Origin of the sequence: Saccharopolyspora elongata (assembly GCF_004348985.1) — a bacterium.
In the GTDB taxonomy this organism is placed as follows: domain Bacteria; phylum Actinomycetota; class Actinomycetes; order Mycobacteriales; family Pseudonocardiaceae; genus Saccharopolyspora; species Saccharopolyspora elongata.
In genome coordinates, this window is the sequence record NZ_SMKW01000023.1 from 17736 (window position 1) to 34987 (window position 17252).

The 17252-nt window shown below is 71.1% G+C and carries 14 protein-coding genes; 5 read left to right on the forward strand and 9 right to left on the reverse strand.

Annotated features, from left to right (window positions below; translation table 11 throughout):
• Window positions 1-2 precede the first annotated feature (2 nt).
• Window positions 3-2219, forward strand: coding sequence for a terpene synthase family protein (locus tag E1288_RS18530; protein ID WP_132486724.1), 2217 nt, complete (start codon window positions 3-5; stop codon window positions 2217-2219).
• Window positions 2220-2337: 118 nt separating this feature from the next.
• On the opposite strand, the gene E1288_RS18535 is transcribed toward E1288_RS18530, so the two are convergent.
• The 3 genes from E1288_RS18535 to E1288_RS18545 are packed head-to-tail and all read right to left on the reverse strand — an operon-like array spanning window position 2338 to window position 5380.
• Entirely contained in the window at window positions 2338-3546 is a 1209-nt protein-coding gene (locus tag E1288_RS18535; RefSeq protein WP_132486726.1) for a metal-dependent hydrolase family protein, read from the reverse strand.
• Window positions 3543-4004, reverse strand: coding sequence for a GAF domain-containing protein (locus E1288_RS18540; RefSeq protein ID WP_132486728.1), 462 nt, complete (start codon window positions 4002-4004; stop codon window positions 3543-3545). The genes E1288_RS18535 and E1288_RS18540 overlap by 4 nt, the downstream gene beginning before the upstream one ends.
• Entirely contained in the window at window positions 4001-5380 is a 1380-nt protein-coding gene (locus E1288_RS18545) for an MFS transporter (RefSeq protein WP_132486730.1), read from the reverse strand. The genes E1288_RS18540 and E1288_RS18545 overlap by 4 nt, the downstream gene beginning before the upstream one ends.
• 148 nt (window positions 5381-5528) lie before the next feature.
• Here E1288_RS18545 and E1288_RS18550 point away from each other — a divergent pair, with 148 nt between their 5' ends.
• Entirely contained in the window at window positions 5529-6422 is an 894-nt protein-coding gene (locus E1288_RS18550) for a MurR/RpiR family transcriptional regulator (protein WP_132486732.1), read from the forward strand.
• A 115-nt stretch (window positions 6423-6537) separates the two neighbouring features.
• On the opposite strand, the gene E1288_RS18555 is transcribed toward E1288_RS18550, so the two are convergent.
• On the reverse strand, window positions 6538-7251 hold the full coding sequence (locus tag E1288_RS18555; protein WP_132486734.1) for a hypothetical protein: 714 nt from the start codon (window positions 7249-7251) through the stop codon (window positions 6538-6540).
• Window positions 7252-7517: 266 nt separating this feature from the next.
• Entirely contained in the window at window positions 7518-8690 is a 1173-nt protein-coding gene (locus tag E1288_RS18560) for an MFS transporter (protein ID WP_132486736.1), read from the reverse strand.
• 106 nt (window positions 8691-8796) lie between these two features.
• Between E1288_RS18560 and E1288_RS18565 the strand changes: the two genes are divergently transcribed.
• A complete protein-coding gene (locus E1288_RS18565; protein ID WP_132486738.1) occupies window positions 8797-9288 on the forward strand; it encodes an Lrp/AsnC family transcriptional regulator in 492 nt (163 codons plus the stop codon).
• A 64-nt stretch (window positions 9289-9352) separates the two neighbouring features.
• Here E1288_RS18565 and E1288_RS18570 read toward each other — a convergent pair whose 3' ends face one another.
• The 4 genes from E1288_RS18570 to E1288_RS18585 form a co-directional block, all read right to left on the reverse strand.
• Complete coding sequence (locus E1288_RS18570) at window positions 9353-10144, reverse strand: serine hydrolase (protein ID WP_235883644.1); 792 nt, start codon at window positions 10142-10144, stop codon at window positions 9353-9355.
• A 43-nt stretch (window positions 10145-10187) separates the two neighbouring features.
• Window positions 10188-11573 (reverse strand): GntT/GntP/DsdX family permease, encoded by a 1386-nt coding sequence (locus tag E1288_RS18575; RefSeq protein ID WP_165968168.1) that lies wholly within the window; start codon window positions 11571-11573, stop codon window positions 10188-10190.
• Entirely contained in the window at window positions 11570-13042 is a 1473-nt protein-coding gene (locus E1288_RS18580; RefSeq protein ID WP_132486744.1) for an amino acid permease, read from the reverse strand. Before E1288_RS18580 ends, E1288_RS18575 begins: the two co-directional genes overlap by 4 nt.
• A 155-nt stretch (window positions 13043-13197) precedes the next feature.
• Window positions 13198-14136, reverse strand: a complete 939-nt coding sequence (locus E1288_RS18585; protein WP_132486869.1) for an ornithine cyclodeaminase family protein — start codon at window positions 14134-14136, stop codon at window positions 13198-13200.
• Window positions 14137-14355: 219 nt separating this feature from the next.
• Here E1288_RS18585 and E1288_RS18590 point away from each other — a divergent pair, with 219 nt between their 5' ends.
• Entirely contained in the window at window positions 14356-15939 is a 1584-nt protein-coding gene (locus E1288_RS18590) for an aldehyde dehydrogenase family protein (protein ID WP_132486746.1), read from the forward strand.
• Window positions 15939-17084, forward strand: a complete 1146-nt coding sequence (locus E1288_RS18595; protein ID WP_132486748.1) for an NAD(P)/FAD-dependent oxidoreductase — start codon at window positions 15939-15941, stop codon at window positions 17082-17084. Before E1288_RS18590 ends, E1288_RS18595 begins: the two co-directional genes overlap by 1 nt.
• The last annotated feature ends 168 nt before the right edge of the window (window positions 17085-17252 follow it).

A 17252-nucleotide genomic window follows, 5' to 3' on the forward strand; every position in this document is an offset into this window, starting at 1 on the left:
CCATGCAGCCCTTCCGACTGCCGGACTTCTACCTGTCCTACCCGGCCCGGCTGAACCCGAACCTGGAGCGGGCACGAGAGCACAGCAAGGCATGGGCTTACCGGATGGACATGATCGACGTGCCGCAGGACGGCGTGCCGATCTGGGACGAGGCGGACCTCGACCGGCACGACTACGCGCTGCTGTGCGCCTACACGCACCCGGACGCGGACGGCCCGGAGCTGGACCTGATCACCGACTGGTACGTGTGGGTGTTCTACTTCGACGACCACTTCGTCGAGCTGTACAAGCGGAATCCGGACCTCGCCGGGGCCCGCGAGTACCTCGACGGGCTGGCCGCGTTCATGCCGGTGGAGGGCCCGATCACGGCGGAGCCGGCGAACCCGGTGGAACGCGGCCTGGCCGACCTGTGGACCCGCACGGTGCCTGCCATGAGCGCGGACTGGCGGCGGCGGTTCGCCGAGAACACCAAGCACCTGCTGGACGAATCGCTGTGGGAACTGGCCAACATCTCCGAGAACCGGCTGTCCAATCCCATCGAGTACGTGGAGATGCGCCGCAAGGTGGGCGGCGCGCCGTGGTCGGCGAACCTGGTGGAGCACGCCGTGGGCGCGGAGGTGCCGGCCGAGATCGCGGCGACCCGCCCGATGGAGGTGCTGCGCGACACGTTCTCCGACGCCGTGCACCTGCGCAACGACCTGTTCTCCTACGAGCGCGAGGTGCAGGACGAGGGCGAGCTGAGCAACGGCGTGCTGGTCTTCGAGAAGTTCCTCGACTGCACGACGCAGGAGGCCGCGAACGCGGTCAACGACCTGCTCACTTCTCGGTTGCACCAGTTCGAGCACACCGCGCTGACGGAGGTGCCGCGCCTGCTCGACGAGCACGGCATCGACCCGGTCGGCCGGCTGGCCGTCCTCGGCTACGTGAAGGGCCTGCAGGACTGGCAGTCCGGCGGCCACGAGTGGCACATGCAGTCCGGCCGCTACCCGGACGGATCGAGCACGCCGACCGTGCTGGCCGGGCCGAACGGGTTCGGGACCGCGGCGGCGCACATCGTCTCGTCGCTGCTTTCGACGGCGCCGCAACGGATGCGCAGCTTCACCCGGGTCCCCTTCCAGCCCGTCGGCGAGATCTCGCGCCGGGAGATCTACATGCCCTACGAGGTGTCGATGTCCCCGCACCTCGACGTCTCGCGGGAGCACAACGTCGAATGGGCCCGCGCCATGGGCATGTTCGACGACGTGCCGCAGGTGTGGACCGAGCAGATGCTGCGGGACAACGACCTCCCGCACTGCTCCGCCGGGCTCGACCCCGATGCGACCGTCGAGGAGCTCAACCTGTCGGCGGCGTGGCTGACGTGGGGCACCTACGGCGACGACTACTACCCGTCGGTCTTCGGCCACGGGCGGAACATGGCTGGCGCGAAGGCGCAGAACGCCCGCCTGAAGGAACTGCTCCCCCTCGACGGCGCGAGTCCGGTCGTCCCGGTGAACATGCTGGAACGCGGTCTGGCCGACCTGTGGGAGCGCACGACCGGCCCGATGCCGCCCGAAGCCCGCCGGGCCTTCCGGAAGTCCGTGGAGGTCATGATCGACAGCTGGCTGTGGGAACTGGACAACCAGCACCAGAACCACATCCCGGACCCGATCGACTACGTCGAGATGCGGCGCCGGACGTTCGGTTCGGACCTCACCATGAGCCTGTCCCGCTTCTCGCACGGGCAGTCGGTGCCGCCGGAGATCTATAGGACGCGCACGATCCGCAACATGGAGAACTCGGCGATCGACTACGCGACGATGGTCAACGACGTCTTCTCGTACCGCAAGGAGATCGAGTACGAGGGCGAGGTGCACAACGCGGTGCTGGTCGTGCAGAACTTCCTGGACTGCGGGCAGGACCGGGCCTTCGACATCGTGCACGACCTGATGACCGCGCGGATGAAGCAGTTCGAGCACACCGTGGAGGTCGAGCTGCCGGCGCTGTTCGAGGAGCGGGAACTGGACGCCGAGGCGCGGGCGACGCTCACCCGCTACGCCTCGGAGCTGCAGGACTGGATGGCCGGAATCCTGAACTGGCACCGGGAATGCCGCCGGTACTTCGACTCGGAGCTGCGCCACAACATCCCGGTCGGCCTGACCAGGCGCGTGCTCCCCGGCCCCACCGGCCTCGGCACGTCCCTGGCCCGGCTGTCCTCCGACTGGGACCCGGTGCTCGGCTGAGCCGGGGTGAACGGACCGTTCACCGCGATAGGCGGGACGAACGGTCCATTCACCTCACCGCCAAGCCGGCGCGAACGGACCGTTCACCTCGATAGACGAGGCGAACGGTCCGTTCACCTCAGACCAGGGCGCCGTGCTGGACGACGTGGCGGATGTGCTCGGGGTTCGCGAGGTTCGCAATGTCCTCCAGCGGGTCGCCGTCGAGGACCACCAGGTCCGCCAGGGCACCCACCCGCAGCGTGCCGATCTCGCCGGTCATTCCGAGCAGGTCCGCCGCCGTGGTCGTCGCCGAGCGGATGACCTCCAGCGGCGGCAGGACCTCGCCGCGGATCCGGAACTCCTCGTTCTGGTGGCGGTGCATGCCGCCGAGCAGGTCGCTGCCGTAGACGATCTTGACGCCGCCGCGGTGCGCCATCTCCAGCGCCGCCAGCCCGGCGCCCAGCACGTCGTCGACCTTCCGCCAGCTGTCCTCCGGCAGCCCGAACTCGCGGCCCTCGGTCTTCAGCGCCCAGTACGTCACCAGCGTCGGCACCAGGAACGCGTCGTGTTCGAGGAATTCGGCCACGTTGGACTCGTCGATGAGGTTGCCGTGCTCGATCGACCGGATGCCCGCCCGCAGCGCCCGGCTGACCGAGCGCGCCGTGTAGGCGTGCGCGGCGACGTAGCGGTTGGCGGCGTCCGCCTCCTCGACGATGGCCCGCAGCTCTTCCATCGAGTACTGGGTGGAGTCGATGCGGTCGGTCGGCGAGGCCACGCCGCCGCCGGCCATCACCTTGATGTGGTGCGCGCCCTTGCGGAGCTCGTCGCGCGCCGCGGCGCGCACCGCGTCCACGCCGTCGGCGATCCGGCCGAGCCCGGCGCAGCACTGGTGCCCGTCGTGCACCCGGGTGCCGCGCGGACGGCTGTCCCCGTGCCCGCCGGTCTGGCTGAGCGCCTTGCCGCAGAACCCCAGCCGCGGCCCGCGGATGAGCCCCTCGGCCTGCGCGTCGGCCAGCCCGAAGTCGGCGCCGGAGGCGTCGCGGACCGTGGTGAAGCCGCGGTCGAGCATCTTCCCCATGATCTGCGCGGCGTGCGCGGTGGCGTAGGACGGTGACCACGTGGGCAGCGCACCGAGATCGGCGGTCGCGGCGGTGACGTGCACGTGCGCGTCGATCAGCCCGGGCAGGACGGTGGCGCCGGCCAGGTCCACGATCCGCGCGCCGTCCGGCGCGGTCAGGCCGGGTCCGGTCTCGGCGATCCGGCCGTCGACGCACAGCAGGTCGCCTTCGGCGTACTCGCCGGTCTCGACGTCGAGCAGCTTGCCGGAACGCAGCAGCAGGGCGGTCACGAGTTCGACTCCTCCGTGGTGTTGTCGAGGCGCTGGACGAGTTCGGCCAGCGCGGGAACGGCCAGCGCCGCCAGCTCGGCGGCGCGGTCCACCTGGGCCTGGCCGTAGGCGTGCTCGGCGTCGAGCAGGGCGAGGGTGCCCAGGGTGGTGCCGTCGGTGCCGATGACCGGCACGTTGATCACCGAGCCGCAGCCGAGCTCCGCGATCAACGTGTGGTCGGCGAAGACCTGGCGGACCGACTCCGCATCGGGCCCGAAGAACGGCTTCTGCCGCCGGATGCAGCGGTCCAGCCAGTCTGCGGCGACCTCGACGGACTTCTCGCCGCCCACCGGGTACTGCTCGGGGTGGCTGGTGTGCGCCCGGTGCAGCACGCGGCGGCCGGGCAGCCAGGCCAGCACGGTGAACAGCCGGACGCCGATCTCCCGCCGGATTTCTTCTTCCACTGTGGACAAATTCATCGCACGCCCGCCCTCTCGGCGTCGGGTTCTGCCACGTCTTCCAGGGACCGGCCCGCGGTGGACAGGCCGAACAGCAGCGTGCACACCACGCCGATCGCCAGCACCGCGGTGGTCATGCCGAACACGCCCCCGAAGCCCAGCGAGGCGGCGAACACGCCGATCACCGACGGTGCGATGATGCTGCCGACGCGGCCGAACGCGCTGGCCAGCCCGGTGCCCGACGCGCGGATCCAGGTGGGGAACACCTCCGGGGTGTAGGAGTACACCGCCGCGTAGGTGCCGTTGAGGAAGAACGACAGCACCGCCGCCGCAACCGTGATCATCACCGGGTCGGTCATCTGCGACATCCAGAACGCGCTGGCCGCGGAGCCCGCCAGGTAGAGCGCGATGGTGTTCTTGCGGTCCAGGAACTCGCCCAGCCACGCCGCCGAGAAGTAACCCGGCACCTGCGCGAGGTAGATGATGATCGAGAACTCGAAGCTCTTGGTGACGGTGATGCCCTGCTTCACCAGCAGCGTCGGGATCCAGGTGAAGAAGCCGTAGTAGGAGAAGGTGATCACGAACCAGATCAGCCAGGTGATCGCGGTGCGCCGCGCCATCCGGCCGCTCCACAGGTACTTCAGCGCGGAGAACAGGCCGACCTTGCGGGCCTCGGCGGGCTTTTCCACCGCGACCTCCGGCACCGGCGGGAGTTCGGCCCCGGTCGCCGCGCGAACCTTGCGCTCCAGGTCGACGACGATCGCTTCGGCTTCGGCGGTCCTGCCGTTGGCCAGCAGGTAGCGGGGCGATTCCGGCAGCGAACGCCGCCACCACAGCAGCATCAGGATCGGCAGTGCGGTGATCACCTGCGCCCAGCGCCAGCCCTCGGGCATCGGCTGCACCACGAACCGGCCGAGCAGCGCGGCACCGACGAAGCCGAAGGAGAAGAAGCCGGCCAGCGCGCCGACGAACCAGCCGCGCCGCGCGGCCGGGACGAACTCGGACAGGAACGGCGCGATGATCGCGCTTTCCGCGCCCGTCCCGAATCCGGCCAGCACCCGGGCGACGAGGAAGATCTCGTAGTTCGGGGCGACCGCGGCGACGACGGAGAACACCGCGTAGACCGCCAGCGCCCACATCATGACCTTGCGGCGGCCGATGCGGTCGCCGAGCAGCCCGGCGCAGGTGGCGCCGAACAGGAAGCCGAACGGGGCGGCCGAGCCGACGAGGCCGAGCTGTGCGTTGGTCAGGCCCCACACGTCCTGCACGCTCGGCATCAGGAAGGCCACGACGGCCGCGTCCATCCCGTCGAAGGTGTAGCCGAGCCCGCCGATCAACAACAAGAAGTAGTGCGGTCGGCTCAGCGGGAGCCGGTCCAACCGGGCTAGCAGGGACAAGGGTGCCTCCAGGAGTTTCACAGCACCGGACGAAGTGACTGGCAACATATAGTGCAGTAATCTTGATTTGCAATACCTGTTGCGTTTTCGGCTCGTTACAGTGTGCTTCGAGAGGTGCCGACACCGAACGGCCGACGAGGGGAACACGATGACCACCGACAGCGCCACCACCAGCGCGGCCGGGGAATCCGACGGATTCGAGACCTGGCTGCGCGGGCGCGTGCCCGAGCGCGGACTGCGCAGCAAGGGCGCGTCGGTGCTGGAGGTGCTGCTCACGCAGCCCCGGCGGGCGTCCTACAGCTCCGCCGCCGAGGCCGCCGAGCTGGCCGGCGTCAACGTCGCGACGGTCAGCCGCACCGCGCAGGCGCTAGGCTTCAGCGGCTGGTCGGACCTGCAGCAGGAGTTGCGCGCGCGTTTCCTGTCCTCGCTGAGCGCCCCTGAGGTCGCCGCGGCGCAGCACACCGAGGGCGAGCTCGGTGCCGCGTCGCTGCGCCGGGACCTGGAGTCGCTGGCCATGCTCGACCGGCGGTTCGACGAGCAGCAGATCCGCACCATCGCCGAGGCGATCGCGCAGGCGCGGCGAGTGCTGATCGTCGCCCACGGCAGCTACGCCTCGATCGGCGCGGCGCTGAGCCACAACGTGCGGCTGGCCGGGTACGACGCGACCCTGACGTACGACGCCGACCTGGCCAACGCGGTGTCCCGGATCGAACCCGGCGACGTGCTGGTGGCGATCAGCTTCTGGCGGCTGTACCAGCACACCGTGACCGCGGCCGAGGAAGCGCACAGCCGCGGCGCCCGGGTCTTCGTGCTCTCCGATGCGGCCAGCCCGGACCTGGCCGCCGCGGCGGAGGAGGTGCTGCTGATCCCCGCCGAAGGCGTGGCCTTCTTCCCGTCCCTCGCGCCAGGACTGGCGGTCGCGCAGGCCATCGTCGCCCAGCTATCCACAGTGGACCCCGAGCGAACCCGCAAGTCCATCGAAGCGGCCGAGACCCAGTGGTCCCGCTTCGGGCTGATGCACCGCCAGCCCCGGCGCGGCTGAAGCCGGGGACCGCGCCGTTCCCGCCGATTCACCGCGCCGAAACGGCGAACCGGCGCGAAGCCGGGGCACAACCCTGGAAATCCGGGTCGCGCCCCGGCCGAGCGAGCGGTAGACGCTAGATGCCGCCCACCCGTGGGAGCGGAATCTCCGGCACCAGCCTCGGCCGGACCCCCACCTCGCTCGACGCGGTCGACGGCGCCGACGCTCCCACCACCGCGGTCCAGTGCGCGAGGTACTTGGCCGCCTCGGCCGCCAGCAACGCGTCCAGCTCCACCCGGTTGGCGTTCTTGCGCAGCCGCAACGGCTTTCCGCGGCGAACGTCGAGCACCATCGGCGTCGCCTCCGGCCGCAGGGCCGGCATCGCATGCTCCAGGAGCCGCAGCGCCAGGCTCGCGGAGTCCGTGCCCAGCTCGGGTTCCTTCAGGTACGGCAGCACGACCTCGGTGCGGCCGTCCTGGCGCCGCAGCGCCAGCGAACTCCGGTCCGAGATGGTGACCGCGAGGCCGCCGATGTTCCACCGCGCGGAGGTCATCGGCACACCGACCGCCTTCGCCCTGCCCCACCAGCGCTGGAATCCCGCGTGCAGCTCCTGGAAGTGGGGCTGCTGCACCGGACGCGCCTGCCGCACCGCCGCCGCGACGATCTCCACCGCATCCGGCGAGGTCACCGCCCGCCGCAGCGCCAGCCGGAACGGCCCGTAGAACGCCCAGGCCATGCTCGTCTCATCGAGGTAGATATCCCGCTGGTCCCGCACGATGCCCGCGCAACCGCGCGGCGTGCTGCGCATGTAGTCGAGGAACGAACCGAGACTGATCTGCACACCGTCCACGAGTGCCCCTTCCCGCGGTCGAGGGCAGCATTCAGCGCCACTGCGATCCGCCCCCGAAAGTGACGGTCCACAGTGGTCCAAATGTGCCCAATCCCCCTGCCCGACAACATCATTCTAGCACCCCGGCGCCGGTTTTAGAACATTTGTTCGTCACCTTTTCGAGGGTTCGCGACGCCCGACCAGTCGCGATGCCGGCGGCACCACCGGGTGGTGCGCCGGCATCGCCAACCGGCTCGTCGGTGCTCGGGATGCGGCGGCTCCACCGATCACCTCCGCCGTACCAGCAGCACTAACGGCAGCAGGGCCAGCACTCCACCCACCACCCCCAGCGCCGCGAATCCACCTGCCGCGAGGATCGCCGTGGAGGCGAGGCTTGCGGCCGCGGCCGCGCCCCACACCGCCGCGTCCACGGCACCCTCGATCTGCATCCGGTCCGCTGCCGGCAACTGCCGGGTGATCTGTCCGCTGCCACCGACGAAGCACAGGTTCCACCCGTAGCCCAGCAGGAACAGGGCCGCCATGCGCAGCGGATCGCCCTCGCCGAACGCGGCGACCGCACTGGACAGGACGAGCGTGGCCAGGCCGGACGCCATCACCGGCCGGGTGCCGAACCGGTCCACCAATCGCCCGGTGACCGGGGAGAGCACGAACATGCCGAGCGTGTGCGCTGACAACACCGCACCGACCATGCCCAACCCCGCACCGTGGTGGTGCATGTCAAGCGGCGCCGCCGTCATGATCCCGACCATCACCACCTGCGCGCTCGCCATCACCAGCAGCGCACTGCGGGCCGCGGGCACCCGCAGCAGACGCCCGGGCCGCACTCCCGGCACCCCGCCCCCCGCGCCCGCTCCGGCAGGCGCGCCGAACCCAGCGGCCACACCCACCGCACAACAGGTCGCAGCGGCGAGGAAGGCGCAGGCCGGCCCGGGCCAGCCGAGCAGCCCGCCAAGCGCCGCAGCGGGCGCGATCAGCAGCGGCCCGCCCACGGCGCCGAGGGTGGCCGCCCAGACGACCACGCCGATCGCCTGCCCTCGCCGGTGCGACGGGTACATCTCCGCGGCCGCGTACCGGGACAACTGCGCGCCGGCGTTGCCAATACCGAGCAACAGCAATCCCACGCACAGTCCGACCGCATCCTGATGGATCGCGGCCAGGGTGGCGGCCGAACCACCCGCGGTGGCAAAGCCGTAACCGAGCAGCAGCCCGGCCCGCCGGCCCCACCGGTTCATCCCACGGCTGAGCAGCAATGCGCCCAGGCCGGTGCCGACGACACCGGCGGTGTTGGGCACCGCGGCCCACGCCGTGCCCAGCTGAGCTCCGGCGATGATCGTGCTCACCGCGCTCGCGATGCCCATCGCCGCGTTCATCACCACGGTGCCCGCGCACAGCGCTCGGGTCGCGCGTCGCCGCCGATCGATCGTCCCAGCTCGAAGCATGGTCATCACAGTAGAAAACCGGTTCGGCGACTTGAATGTTCGAACAGCGGTGATCGATGCCGCTCGGTTGTTGATCGCAAAGCGACGATGCCCTGATACTTTCCGAATGGAGAAGCCGCTCGATCAGACCGACTGGCGCATCCTCGCCGAACTCCAGGAGAACGGTCGGCTGTCGTACAACCAGCTGGGCCGCCGGGTCAACCTGTCATCGCCCGCAGTGGCCGAACGGGTGCGCAGGCTGGAGGAAGCCGGGGTGATCACCGGCTACCAGGCACGGGTGGACCCGGCGAAGGCGGGCCTGCCGCTGACTGCGTTCGTGCAGATGCGCTGCCAACTCGGCCGCTGCCTGTTGAAGACCACCACCGCGGCCGACCTTCCCGAAGTGGTCGAGGTGCACAAGCTCAGCGGCAGCTCGTGCAGCATGCTCAAGGTCCGGGTGACGTCAATGCGGCACTTGGAGGGCCTGTTCGAGCGGCTCGGCGAGCACGGCGAGATGCACTCGTACGTCGTGCTGTCCACCCAGTACGAGGGGCGACCGGTCGAGCCCCCGCCAACCGACGCCCGCCCGGTTACCGACCCGGCCGGCTGGAGTCGCTGACGAGCGGCAACTGCGAAGATCTCGTCGCAGGATCAGTCGTTCCGCCGCTCCGGGTCGGCCGCGCTCAGCCGAGAGCGCGGTGCACGGACCGCCCGAGGCTCGCGATCGCATCGCAGGCCGGCCCGCCGCGGTAGCCGGCGGCGGAGCGCTCGTCGGTGAGCTCGTCGACCAGCACCGCCACCACCGCGCGCGGCCGGGCGTCGCCGATCAGCCCCACGTCGTGGCGCAGCCCGAGCAGCTCGCCGGTCTTGTTCCAGCACTGCGCGCCGTCCGGCAGCAGCGCGGGCAGCCGGTCCCGGACCTGCTGCCGCGACAGGACGTCGAGCGCGTGCTCGGTCAGTTCCGGCGGCAGCGCCGACCCCTCGGCCAGCGCGGCGAGCACGCGCGCCTGGTCCAGCGCCGTGGTCTCGTTGCGGCCCGGGGCGTTGACGTCCATCAGCCGCCGCTGGACCCGGGTCGCCGTGCAGCCCAGGTCGGCGGCGCAGGCCCGGATCGCCTCGAACCCGACCGCGTCGATCACCGCGTTCGTGGCGGCGTTGTCGCTGATCACGATCATCAGCGTGATCAGGTCGCGCAGCGAGATCGCCGTCACGCTGGGAAGTTCCCGCAGCACCCCGAAACCGCCGGCCCGCTCCGCGGGCAGCTCGACCTCGGCGTCCAGCCCGAGCCGACCCTCGTGCACGGCGCGCAGCGCGGTGATCATGATCAAGACCTTGATCGTGCTGGCGGCGTGCACGACCCGCTCGGCGTCGACCAGCACCGGTTCCCGCTCGTCGAGATCCCAGGCGGCGAACCCAATCCGCCCGGGCAGGCCCCCGAACGCCGCCTCGGCCCGCAACCGCTCCGCAAACCCCACCACGCGCCTCCCCAACTGATTCCTCGGGCGGGCCCTGCCCGGGTCAGATCAGGACGAGGAACAGGACCGCGAACAGGGCCAGGTTGGCGACCATGATGGCCCAGCCGTTGTACATCATCATCCGCAAGTTCCGGGAGCGCGCGAGGCCCATCTGCCCGATCATGTCCGGCCCCGGGAACGGCCCGAACCAGTCGATCTGCGAGGAGCCCAGCAGCACCGCGGCCCACGCGCCGGGCGGAATGCCCAGCCCGGCCAGCGCCGGGCCGAACAGCTTCTGCAGCAGCACCACCTGCGCGACCGCCGCGCCGGAGACCCCGAGCCAGCCGACGACCAGCACGATCATGCAGAACAGCCACGGCCCGACATCGCCCAGCGTCGGCGCCACCAGCCGCTGCATCGCGTCGTAGGCGCCCGAGCGCTCCAGCAGCTCCAGCATCGGGTTGAGCAGCCAGAACAGCAGGAACAACCACAGCAGCGGCTGCGCGCCCCGGTACATCGCGTGCAGCGCCGCCGTCGGCGACATGCGGCCGCACAGGGCGGTGACCGCGGCGCTGACGGGCATCACGACCAGCACGTAGGTGTAGCTCGCCTGGAACGCGATGCCCAGCGCCACCAGGACCACCATGCTGCCGAGGAAGCCGATGGTCGCCCGCCTGGCGGTCGCCGGGTCGTGCTCGGCCTCCTCGGCGACGTCGTCCGGATAGGAGTCGGTGCCCTCGGTGCGGCGCTGGATCCAGTGCGACATGCCCAGCCCGGTGAGCCAGACGGTGGCGGCCATCGGGATCCCGGCGTTGAGCAGGTACTCGCCGTAGCCGATCTGCGCGGTGCCCATGATCGTGACCACCGGCGGCGTGAACGGGCCGGTGACCAGGCCCGCGGCGGTGCCCGCGTGGAACATCGCGGCCATCGACGGCGGGGTCAGCCGCATCGCGGCGGCGATCGGCAGCACGATCGGCACCAGCAGGGCGCTCGCGCCCGACAGCGTGCCCAGCGCCGCGCCCAGCAGCGTCGCCGACAGCATCACGCCGATCCGGAACCGCAGCCGGGTGCTGATCCCGATGCCGTGCAACACCATCCGCACCATTGTCGCGGCCGCGCCCGTCTCGGTGACGACCCGGCCGAGGCCGCCGCCGAGCAGGATGATCATGCCGACCACGGCGATGAACGAGCCCAGCGACTCGCCCATCAGCGTGCCCAGCTCCAGCGGCGCCGTGCCGGTCTCCAGCGCCGCGACGACCAGCGCGGCGAGGGTGGCGAGCACGACGTCCACGTCGAGCAGGACGAGGATCGCGTACACCACGATCGGCGTCAGGCCCCACAGGGTGCCCGCCCCGCCGGTGGCGAGGACCGCCGCGCCGGTGGCGATCGAGGCGCCGAAAACGCCTGCGGCGGCGCGTGGTTTCCAGGTCGAGACCGCTGCGGTGGTCACTGCTTCTCCTCGTCCAGCGCGCTCAGGTCGACCGAGCCGCCCGGCATCACCCGCCGCGTGTTCCGGTAGCTGTAGAGGCCGTAGACGAGCAGGCCGACCACCAGCCAGCCGGCGAAGCGCAGCCAGGTCTCGCCGGCCAGGAACGACATCAGCCAGGCGGAGAACAGCACGCCGAGGACCGGCACCACCGGCATGCCCGGGCAGCGGAAGCTGCGGGGCAGGTCGGGCCTGCGGTAGCGCAGCACCACGATCGCGGCGCAGACCAGGACGAACGCGAACAGCACGCCGATGTTGGTCAGCTCCGCGGCCTCCTGCACCGGCAGCAAACCGGCCAGCACCGCGGAGACGATGCCGAGGATCCACGTCGCGCGGTGCGGCACCCGGCGCACCGGGTGCAGTTCGCCGAACCACTTCGGCATCAGCCCGTCGCGGCTGAGCGCGTACCACAGCCGGGAGGCGCCCATCATGAACGAGAAACTCACCGTGACGATGCCGAGGATCGCGCCGACCGCGATCACGGTCGCCACGCCCGACATGCCGACGCTGGCGAACGCGCTGGAGAAACCGCTGTCCGGGTTGACCTCGTGGTAGGGCACCATGCCGGTGAGCACGATGCAGGCGCCGACGTAGAGCACCATCGAGATGGCCAGCGACCAGACCATCGCCTTCGGCATCAGCTTGCGGGCCTCCACGGATTCCTCGGCGGCGGTGGACAGCGCGTCGTAGCCGAAGACCGCGAAGAACACCGTGGCCGCCCCGGTGACCGAGCCGCCCCAGCCGAAGGGCGCGAACGGCGTCAGGTTCCCGAAGTCCACTTGGGACAATCCGACGACCACGACGAGCAGCACCACGGCGATCTTCACGACGGTGAGCGTCACGTCGACCTTCGCCGAGGTCTTCGTGCCGCGGTTGAGCAGCCAGGCCACGCCCAGGCAGATCAGCATCGCGATCAGGTCCACCCGGTGCCCCTCGCCGGTGCCGGGCGCGCCGAGCATCCACGCGGGTAGGTCGACGCCGATGGCGTCCAGCAGGAACCCGGCGTAGCCGGACATGCCGATGGAGACGGTCGCGACGATCGCGGTGTACTCCAGCAGCAGGTCCCAGCCGATGATCCAGCCGACGACCTCGCCGAGGACGGCGGCGGCGTAGGTGTAGGACGATCCGGCGCGCGGCACCATCCCGGCGAACTCGGCGTAGGCGAAGGCGGCGCACAGCGAAGCGGCGCCGGCGATGAGGAACGACACCAGCACGGCGGGACCGGCGACGTCGCGGGCGACGGCCCCGGCGAGGCTGAAGATCCCGGCGCCGATGATGGCGCCGACGCCGATCATGGTCAGCTGCGGCAACCCGAGCACGCGGAGCATCCGCCGGTCGCCCTGCGCCTCGGGTTTCGGCACGGTGCGGCGGAAGATCCCGTTCGGCCCGGTCCCGAACAGCGACCCACCGGTCGCGGCTGTCTCATCTCGCACCGAGTACCTCCCCGCTGGCAACGCCGGTTGGCGATCACGCGATGCGGGGATGTTCGTCGATGGGGACCATCCGGGAAAGACGGCGAAGCACGCGGATGCCTTCCCCTGACCCCAAGCAGCCCTTCGCCTTTCCACGCGACGGACCGGGATTCGCTTCAGAGGGAGCCGAGCACGGCGTGGGCCGCGGCGGCATCCTGCACGCCCAGGCCGACGCTGTTGTAGAACACCACCTCCTCCGCGCTGACGCGCCCCGGGGCTTCGCCCAGCAGCACCGCGCCGAGCGCTCGCAGCTTCGCGCGCTCGATGTCGCCGCGCTCCAAGGCGCGCACGATCGGTCCCGCGTGCGTCGCGGCCGTGCCGACTTCGTCGACCACGACCGCTCCGGCGCGCCGGAGCAGCTCCGCGTCCACCTCGCACCGGTGGTGCTCGAAGCTTCCGACGCTGATCACCGTCGCTCCCGCCGCGACCGCGGCGGTCGGGACGACGGGTTCCGCGCTGAGGGTGCAGGCCGCGATCAGCGACGCTTCGCGGACCGCTTCTCCGGCGCTCGCCACGGCTCGCACCGCGATACCCAGCTCGCCGGCCAGTTCCGCGGCCGCGTCCTCGCGGCGCGCCGCGTCGCGGCTGTAGATCCGGATTTCGCGCAGTTCACGCACGCGCGCGATCGCGCGGGCGTGCGCCCTCGCCTGCACTCCGGAGCCGAGGATCGCGAGTTCGTCGGCGTCGGGCACCGCGAGCGCGTCGGCGGCGACGGCGCTGCCCGCGGCCGTGCGGATCTCGGTGAGCGCGGTGGCCTGCATGGTCGCCACCGGCCGGCCGGTGGCCGTGTCCAGGACCAGCACCGTCGCCGAGATCGCGGGCAGGTCCCGGTCGGCGTTGCCGGGGTGGACCGCGACCAGCTTGCTGACGGCTCCGTGCCTCGGCGACAGGCGGCTGAGGTAGCACAGCGTCGTGTCGTCGCCCGTTCGGATGGCGACCTTCTCGGCGAGCTGCGCCTCGCCCCGGCCGAGCGATTCGAACGCCAGTCGCTGCGAGGCGATGGCGGTGTCCAGGTCCAGCGCCGCGGCCACGTCGGCGTCGCTCCACACGTCCATGCGCGGCACGCTGCCACACCTCCGGCCGCAGCGGTAGAGATCGACATCTCGGCGCGTGGAGATCATCGCGAGCAGAAGCCGCGCTGTCGCTCAGGGGGAGAAGAAATCACTCTTCTGATTCTCCGCGAAGACACCTCCGGGGATTTACGGTGATCCCGACGGCGGAGGTGTCCCGCGGCACACCTTCGCGCGAGTACCCCAACGAGCTGGAAGAGGTGCATGTCGGTGCAGTCGACGTTGAGCTCCGTGATCGGTCCGGACGCCCCCGCCCGGGTCGACGGCGGAGGCGAGTACCTCTCGCGCAACCCGGCGAACCTGGAGGACGTCGTCGCCGAGGTCTCCCTCGGCGGACCCGAGACGCTGCTGGCCGCGACCGAACAGGCGCAGCGGGCGCAGCGCGAGTGGGCGCAGGTGCCCGCGCCGGTGCGCGGGCGGGTGGTGGCCGGGCTGGGCCGGCTGGTCGAGGCGAACAAGGAGTCGCTGGCGCGGCTCGTGACCCGGGAGATCGGCAAGCCCTACGCCGAGGCGCTCGGCGAGGTGCAGGAGATCATCGACACCTGCGACTTCTTCCTCGGCGAGGGCCGCAGGCTCTACGGGCAGACCGTGCCCTCGGAGATGCCGGACAAGCAGCTGTTCACCTTCCGCATGCCGGTAGGCGTCGCGGTGGTGATCACCGCGGGCAACTTCCCGGTCGCGGTGCCGTCCTGGTACATGGTTCCCGCGCTGCTGTGCGGCAACGCCGTGGTGTGGAAGCCCGCCGAGTACGCCTCGGGCGCGGCGCGGGCGCTGGCCGAGCTGGCCTGGCGCGCCGGGGTGCCCAAGGGCGTGCTCAACCTCGTCTACACCGACGGCGAGGCGACCTTCAAGGGCCTGGAGTCCGCGCTGGCGGCGGGCACCGTCAACAAGGTCGGCTTCACCGGTTCCAGCGCGGTCGGCGCGCGGGTCGGCGAGCTGTGCGGCCGCTACCTGCAGAGCCCGTGCCTGGAGCTGGGCGGCAAGAACCCGATGATCGTCACCCCGGACGCGGAGCTCGACCTGGCTGTGGAGGGCGCGTTGTTCTCCGGGTGGGGCACCGCCGGGCAGCGCTGCACCTCGCTGGGCAACCTGATCGTGCACCGCGACGTGCACGACGAGTTCGTCGGGCGGCTGGACGCGGCGCTGCGCGCGGCCAGCATCGGCGACCCGGCGGGCGACGTGCTCTACGGCCCGCTGCTGGACCAGAAGTTCGCCGACAACTTCGAGTCCATCCTGGGCAACATCGCCGAGCACCACACCGTGCTCGGTTCGGAGTCGGTCGGCCGGATCACCGACTCGGCGCCGCGCAAGGGGTTCCGGGGCGATCCGTCGACCGGGCTGTACTACCACCCGGTGCTGCTGGACGGGCTGCGGCCGGACGACCACGTGTTCCGCAACGAGACCTTCGGCCCGATCGTCGGCGTCACCACCTACGACACGCTGGACGAGGCCATCGAGCTGGGCAACGCCCCGGGCTACGGTCTGTCCGCGGCGATCTACACCACCAACCCGGCCACCGCGTTCCGGTTCCGGGAGGGCATCGGCGCGGGCATGGTCAGCGTGAACAACTCGACCTCCGGCGCGGAGGCGCACCTGCCCTTCGGCGGCAACGGCAAGTCCGGCAACGGCAGCCGCCAGTCCGGCGTCTGGGTGCTCGACCAGTTCACCCGCTGGCAGTCGTTGAACTGGGACTTCTCCGGCAAGTTGCAGAAGGCGCAGATGGACGTCGACACCGTCGAGCCGGAGCTGGACTTCCGGCTGCCACCGGAACTCGGCGGTGCGCGGTGATGCTGCCGCACCGGGCCGAGGTCGTCGTGATCGGCGGCGGGGTGGTGGGCGTCAGCACCGCCTTCCACCTCGCCGAGGCCGGCGTGGACGTGCTGCTGCTGGAGCGCGACGAGCTCGGCGCGGGTAGCACCAGCAAGGCCGCCGGCGGCGTGCGGGCGCAGTTCTCCGACCCGGTCAACATCGAGCTCGGGCAGCGCAGCCTGCGGGCGTTCGAGGACTTCGCACGGCGGCCCGGCGGCGAGATCGACCTCAAGCAGCACGGCTACCTGTTCCTGCTGTCCGATCACGCGGACGTCGCGGCCTTCGAGCGCGGCGTGCGGCTGCAGAACGAGTTCGGCGTGCCCAGCCGGATGCTGACCGTCCGGGAGGCCTGCGAGCTCTCCCCGTACGTCGTGCCGGACGGGCTGCGGGCGGCGGCCTTCTCCCCCACCGACGGGCACTGCACGCCCGAGGCGGTGGTGCAGGGGTACGCGCAGGGCGCCCGGCACCACGGCGCGCTGGTGCGGCGGAACTGCCCGGTCACCGGCATCGAGGTCAGCCGCGGCGAGATAACCGCGGTGCACACCGACTTCGGCTCCGTCGAAACGTCCACAGTGGTCTGCGCGGCGGGCGCCTGGTCGGCGGCCGTCGGCGAGTTCGCCGGCGTCGAGCTGCCCGTTCGCCCGCTGCGCCGGCAGATCCTGGTCACCGAGCCGGTGCCGGACCTGCCGCCGCGGCTGCCGTTCACCATCGACTTCGGCACCAGCTTCTACTTCCACGACGAGGGTCCGGGCCTGCTCATCGGCATGTCCGACCCCGACGAGGAGTACGGCTTCCGGCTCAACACCGACGACCGCTGGCTCGGGCGGCTCGCCGACGCGGTGGCGCGGCGCGCGCCGCGGCTGGCCGACATCGGCGTGGCGCACGGCTGGGCCGGGCTCTACGAGATGACGCCCGACCACAACGCGCTGATCGGCGAGGCGGCGGGAGCGAGCCGGTTCCTGTACGCCACCGGCTTCTCCGGCCACGGCTTCCTGCAGGGGCCGGCGATCGGCGAGGTGATGCGCGACCTCGTGCTCGGCCGCCGGCCGGTCGTCGACGTCTCCGGCCTCGACGCCCGCCGCTTCGCCGGGGCCGATGTCCGCCCCGAGCACAACTGCGTCTGAAAGGCTGTTTTTGGACTCTTTCTGCGTAGCTGTGCGGGTAGCGGAACCTCAGGCGCCGTCTCGGTCCGGGATCCCCGACTCATGCATGTCCAATACACAGCGCTGGGGCTGTCCTCCCGAGACGACGCCTGAGGACCCGCGGCGGTGCCGGTTGCGAGGGTGGGCTAA